This is a genomic window from Candidatus Afararchaeum irisae (genome assembly GCA_034190545.1).
Taxonomy (GTDB): domain Archaea; phylum Halobacteriota; class Halobacteria; order Halobacteriales; family Afararchaeaceae; genus Afararchaeum; species Afararchaeum irisae.
The window spans coordinates 1-5,312 of sequence record JAXIOF010000073.1; the positions used below are offsets into that span (position 1 = coordinate 1).

The following is a 5,312-nucleotide window of genomic DNA, read 5'->3' on the forward strand; positions in this document are numbered from 1 at the left end:
ACTATAGGAAAACGCGTCGCAGAGGCTGTCGTCGAACAGGACGACATGAGTCTCCGTGGGGTATCTGACCACCGTATCAACTACGTCCTGAGGACTCTTCTCGGTGAGGGTGGATCGCTTGAGGGCGTCGACCTCTATGCCTCCGACGACGGTGCTCTCGAAGAGATGGGACGTCAAGCCTTCGAGCCCGAGGTCGAGGGTACTCTCGAAGACCTCACCGATGAGGTCGACGTAGTGGTCGACTCTACCCCGGCTGGCGTCGACGCCGAGAACAAGAGCCAGATCTATGAGCCCAACGACACGAGAGCCGTCTTCCAGGGTGGTGCCGACGCGGATATATCCCGTGTCTCGTTCAACGCCAACGTCAACTACGAAGACGCGAGAGACGAGGACTTCGTGAGAGTAGTCTCGTGTAACACAACCTCTCTGTTACGCACAGTCGGCGCAGTCGACAGACGGTTCGGCGTAGAGACAGCCACGGCGAGCCTCGTGAGACGAGGGGGTGACCCTCCTCAGGACTCCCGGGGTCCCATAAACTCGGTAGTCCCCGCCGACGTCCCCTCCCACCACGCCGACGACTTCAACGAGGTGCTACCCGGGATAGACCTCACGACCCTCGCAGTCAAGGTTCCGAGTACACTCGGACACGTACATATGGTAGACATCGAAGTCGACGACGACGTCACGGAGGACGACGTCTTAGCCGTCTTCGACGACGAGCCGAGGATAAAGACAGAGTCCCTGGGTCACGGCTACGGATCGACTGCGAGGATCACCGAGAGGATGAGAGACCTCGGGAGACCACGTTATGACTCGCCCGAGGTTCGTGTCTGGGAGGAGACCGTCAGGGTCGACGAAGGCTCAGTCTACTGGATAAACATGGTACACCAGGAGTCGATAGTTATACCTGACAACATAGACGCCATAAGATCCCTCCTCGGACTCGCCGACAGACAGGAGTCGGTCTCTATGACTGACGACTCTATGGGGATAAGCTAGTCTATGTCCCGACTCTCCTCAACAGCCGAGACGAAGACGGAGACAGAGACGGCGACGCCTCTAACCCTCTGTTTCGAGGTACACCAGCCTCACAGACTACGTGTGGACGGTGTCAACCAAGACGCCGACACACTCTATGACAGGTACTTCGACGACGAAATGAACGAGGCGTTCTTCAGAGACGTCGCCGAGAACTGCTATTTCCCAGCGACTGAACGTCTCCTCACGAAGGCGAACGAGCTACTCGAAGACGGCAGGCGTCTCGTCGTCAACTTCTCGGTTTCGAGTAGCTGGATAGACCAGGCGAAGGAGTACCACCCCGAGCTAATAGACCTGTTCAACGAGTTCCCCGACGACTGTGTTGACTTCATAGGTCAGACACATTACCACTCCCTCGCGGGACTCTTCGAGGACAAGTCGGAGTTTCGGTACCAGATACGGAGACACCGCGACCTGATAGAAGACACCTTCGGCGTGAGACCCCAGGTGATGACCAACACCGAGCTCATATACCACAATGAGGTGGGCAGCATAGCCGCTGAGGAGGGCTACAAGGGGGTCTTCACCGAGGGAGTCCCGCGTGTACTCGGCTGGAGATCACCCAACTACGTCTACACACAGCCCGACTTCGCAGCCGACAGACGGAACAGTATACTCCTCAGAAACAGACGTCTCACCGACGACGTCGGCTACAGATTCTCCGCTGAATGGTGGGACTCTTATCCCCTCACAGCCGAGAAGTACGCCTCATGGCTCTCCGAGACGGACGGCGACCTGATCAATCTCTTCATGGACTATGAGACCTTCGGGGAGCACCACTGGGAGGGCACCGGAGTTCTCTGGTTCCTCGAATCACTACCCGACGAGGTTCTGAAGCACGACCTAGAGTTCGCGAAGGTGAGAGAAGCCGCCGAGATCGATCCCGTCGGGGAGTACGACGTATTCGAGTACAACACCGTCTCGTGGGCGGATCAGGAGATGGACTCGAGCGCGTGGCTCGGAAACCCCGTCCAGAAGATGATATTCGAGAAGCTCCAGGAGATAGAGGAGAAGGTCAAGATGCTCGACGACCCCGAGGTCACCGATGTCTGGAGGAAGATGCTGACATCCGACCATCTACACCATATCGCCACAAAGACCTACGACGACGGCTCGGTACACAACTACTTCTCCTACTTCGACCATCCTCACCAGGGATTCGCCGTGATAACCCAACATCTCATCGACTTCCGTGAGAGGGTCAACGAGATGGTGAGGTAAGAGAAATGAGTATAATGAGTATAATATATGACATGCCCGGGGAGGGTTTCGAACCCTCGGCCTCCGCATGTCCCAGGAGACGAGCGCCTTACTCGAATGCCCTATGAGTGCGGCGCTATGACCGGCTAAGCCACCCGGGCTCAGTTTACGAGAGGGGGCAGATGCACATTAAGGTTATCATATGCGGTGCATGTGCTCGAAGAGATCACGGTGCTGGACTATGATCTCGACCCCCTCGTCCTCGGCGGCGTCATTTAGGGCGTCACGGAGATCGTCGACCTGTGTTCCTTGGAGGCTCGCTATGAGTATCATTGTGAAGAAGCCGCTCGCGACCGTCTGAGATATGTCCTCTATGTTTACGTTGAGGTCGGCGAGGGTCTGTGTGACGGAAGCCACTATGCCCGGGTGGTCAGCACCTGTGACCGTCACGACCGCGTGTTCGTCCTTCTCCATGGATAGAGTTCACGGCGACGACATATAACGGTTTCCTCGGGTATCTGTCTTCTCCAGAGACGAACACACGAATAGGATACTTTTTACCCACATTTATAACCTGAAAGTATGCGGTGGTATTATATACCCTCCTTCTTGTAGAGGGTATTGGGTGGGGTTGACAATGGCACAGATTACAGCCGTACCAGCCGTGTCTACATCCTGGATCATGGCTCTTATCGGACTCGGGACTCTTTTTCTCGGACTCTCGGTGTACCAGACAGTCGGTGTACTCAGATCGGTCGACAGGGGAACCCCCCGGGAGAACTGCTGGAGAGCACTCCTAGTTCTGATGGTAGTATTCGTAGCCGGCTATCTCCGAGCCATGACTGTCGTAGCTACGGGATCGAGCTCTGTCTCGACACTCACGGCGTCTGTCTTCTTTCTCGGTGGCGTCTTCGTCTACCTCGTCGTAGTAACCAGCCGGAAGACTATAGACGAGCTCCACGACACGACCTACTCGCGCGACTACCTCTCGGGGATACTTGAGGCGATGGAGGAGAGTCTGATGGTGGTGTCTCGTGACGGCAGAATAACCCGTGTAAACGGAGCACTCGTGGATCTTCTGGGCTACACCGAGGACGAACTTCTGGACTCCTCGTGTAAGAAAGTCTTCGCCGACGGAGACCTCCCGTTTGAGGGATGTCCCAACCCAGTACAGGAGGCTATTGACAGGGGCGGTATAGACGGTGTCGAGGCGAGTTTCGAGACTAAAGACGGCGAAGAGATCCCCGGTCTGTTCTCCGCCTCTCTGATGTATGAGGACGACGATGTAGCCGGAGTCGTCTGTACGGGACGTGATATCTCACGTATAAAGAGGTATGAGGAGGATCTCGAACACCGTAACGAGAAGCTCAACAGGTTCGCGAGCGTCGTCTCACACGACCTCAGAAACCCTCTCAACGTCGCAAAGGGACGTCTTAGCCTAGTAGACGAGAGATGTGGATGTAACGACTCCGGGGTCTACGAGAGTCTGAGTAAAGCCGAGGACGCCCTCGGACGGATGGAGGATATAATAGACGACGTTCTGACTCTGACGCGAGGAGACGGCGTCTCTGACGACGAGATGTCTGATGTCAGCCTCACCGAGGTCGCTGAGAACTGTTATGCGAGCGTCGACTCTGATTCGGAGGAGAGACTCTGTGCCGACCTTGTGGTTGAGGACGACCTGACGTTACGTGCACATCCCGGACGTCTACAGCAGATGCTCGAAAACCTCTACAGGAACTCCGTAGAACACGCCGGCGACGACGTGACGGTCTATGTGGGAACCCTCGACGGGAGCGAAGGCTTCTACGTCGAGGACGACGGCGAGGGAATACCCGAGGAAGAGAGGGAGGAAGTCTTCGAGTCGGGGTACACGACCTCGGACGCCGGAACGGGACTCGGTCTCGACATAGTTGAGGACATCGCCGAGTCCCACGGCTGGGACATAGATGTCACCGAAGGCTCCCACGGAGGCGCGAGATTCGAGATGGAGACAGACGGAGCCGTCACGACTTCGACTTCGGCTTCGGCTTCTACTTCTGTGTCTCGATCGAACTGACTGTCTCTACTATCTGTCTCACCCTTTGGTAGTCGTCGGTCAGAAAGCCGTAGTACCTCCCTGGCTCACGCTCCTCGGCGAGTAGAGCGCGTCCCGTGCCGTCGCCTGCCTCGAAGACGACGAACCAGAACCTCTGTATCTGAGGCGAGTCACTCACGTGGAAGGTGACCTCAGTCTCATCGGGAGGGGGCGGTCTCCAGGTAGAGTCCGAGGAGCCGCGTGATCCGTATACGTGGATGTCTACTCCGAGAGAAGCCATCTCCGAGTAAGTCCCCCACTGTTCCTCGATGAGTGAGAGTCTCTGGAAACCCGACCGTACTGTGCCCTCGCCTCTGCGCAGAGCCGTCCCCTCTACCTCGTGTGACGCAGTTATGAGACTCGACTTCGTCTCGAACTCGAATGTGGATCCGTAGATCTCTTTTATGACATCCGGGGTCTCCTTTCCCACGAAGCCGCCGTCGTCGTACTCGGACTCAGACTCGGACTCAGACTCGGTATGGGTCTCCTTGTCGGTTCTGTAAGCTAGATAGGTATACACGTCGTCTATCTCCGAGCAAGCGTCGGGGCTCTCCCGGAGTCCGAGAACAGCGGTGTTCTCGGGTAACGAGGAGTCGTCTCCTTCGACCTCCACCATCACGTTCCAGGATTCGAGGTACTCAGAGACGACGTCTAACATACCCCTAGTTCCGGTGTAGTTATAGACTCGGAGACTTCTTTCCTCCCTTTCGGCTTCGTCGAGTAGGTCGGAGAAAGACATCTGATAGTAGTGCGACGGACGGGATTTGAACCCGTGTTGTGACCGTGGCAGGGTCACGTGATACCACTACACTACCGTCGCATAATGCGTACATCCATACTTATACAGGACACAGTCATAAATTCATCGAAAACTCCGTCTCGTTCCTCCGGCTTGTCACCGTCACTGTCACCGTCACAGAGACGTGACCCCGAGGTAGACAGCCAAAGTAGTCAGAGCCGCGGCTGTCAACGCAGTCACCGTTATCCGCAGAGCGTA

At 56.3% G+C, this 5,312-nt stretch carries 5 protein-coding genes and 2 tRNA genes; 3 read left to right on the forward strand and 4 right to left on the reverse strand.

Annotated elements, in window-relative coordinates; translation table 11 throughout:
• A partial coding sequence (locus SV253_08190; GenBank protein MDY6776036.1) for a type II glyceraldehyde-3-phosphate dehydrogenase occupies nucleotides 1-999 on the forward strand: 999 nt, incomplete at its 5' end.
• 3 nt (nucleotides 1,000-1,002) lie between these two features.
• A complete protein-coding gene (locus tag SV253_08195) occupies nucleotides 1,003-2,259 on the forward strand; it encodes a glycoside hydrolase family 57 protein (protein ID MDY6776037.1) in 1,257 nt (418 codons plus the stop codon).
• Between the two features lie 33 nt (nucleotides 2,260-2,292).
• On the opposite strand, the gene SV253_08200 is transcribed toward SV253_08195, so the two are convergent.
• Nucleotides 2,293-2,399: transfer RNA gene (locus SV253_08200), tRNA-Met, on the reverse strand.
• A 37-nt stretch (nucleotides 2,400-2,436) separates the two neighbouring features.
• Nucleotides 2,437-2,712 carry an ACT domain-containing protein gene (locus tag SV253_08205; GenBank protein ID MDY6776038.1) on the reverse strand — a complete coding sequence of 92 codons (276 nt, stop codon included), beginning with the start codon at nucleotides 2,710-2,712 and terminating at the stop codon, nucleotides 2,437-2,439.
• 163 nt (nucleotides 2,713-2,875) lie between these two features.
• Between SV253_08205 and SV253_08210 the strand changes: the two genes are divergently transcribed.
• Nucleotides 2,876-4,297, forward strand: coding sequence for a PAS domain S-box protein (locus SV253_08210; GenBank protein ID MDY6776039.1), 1,422 nt, complete (start codon nucleotides 2,876-2,878; stop codon nucleotides 4,295-4,297).
• On the opposite strand, the gene SV253_08215 is transcribed toward SV253_08210, so the two are convergent.
• Nucleotides 4,272-5,054: a DICT sensory domain-containing protein gene (locus SV253_08215; GenBank protein ID MDY6776040.1), complete on the reverse strand. Its 783-nt coding sequence runs from the start codon at nucleotides 5,052-5,054 to the stop codon at nucleotides 4,272-4,274. The two genes, SV253_08210 and SV253_08215, sit on opposite strands and share 26 nt — an antisense overlap.
• A 10-nt stretch (nucleotides 5,055-5,064) precedes the next feature.
• Nucleotides 5,065-5,135 (reverse strand) — tRNA-Gly (locus SV253_08220).
• Between the last annotated feature and the right edge of the window lie 177 nt (nucleotides 5,136-5,312).

What these genes read in the sequence shown, in the direction of transcription:
- SV253_08195 (MDY6776037.1), top strand. Translation starts at nt 1,003, where the DNA reads ATGTCCCGACTCTCCTCAACAGCCGAGACGAAGACGGAGACAGAGACG.
- SV253_08205 (MDY6776038.1), bottom strand. Translation starts at nt 2,712, where the DNA reads ATGGAGAAGGACGAACACGCGGTCGTGACGGTCACAGGTGCTGACCAC.
- SV253_08215 (MDY6776040.1), bottom strand. Translation starts at nt 5,054, where the DNA reads ATGTCTTTCTCCGACCTACTCGACGAAGCCGAAAGGGAGGAAAGAAGT.
- SV253_08210 (MDY6776039.1), top strand. Translation starts at nt 2,876, where the DNA reads ATGGCACAGATTACAGCCGTACCAGCCGTGTCTACATCCTGGATCATG.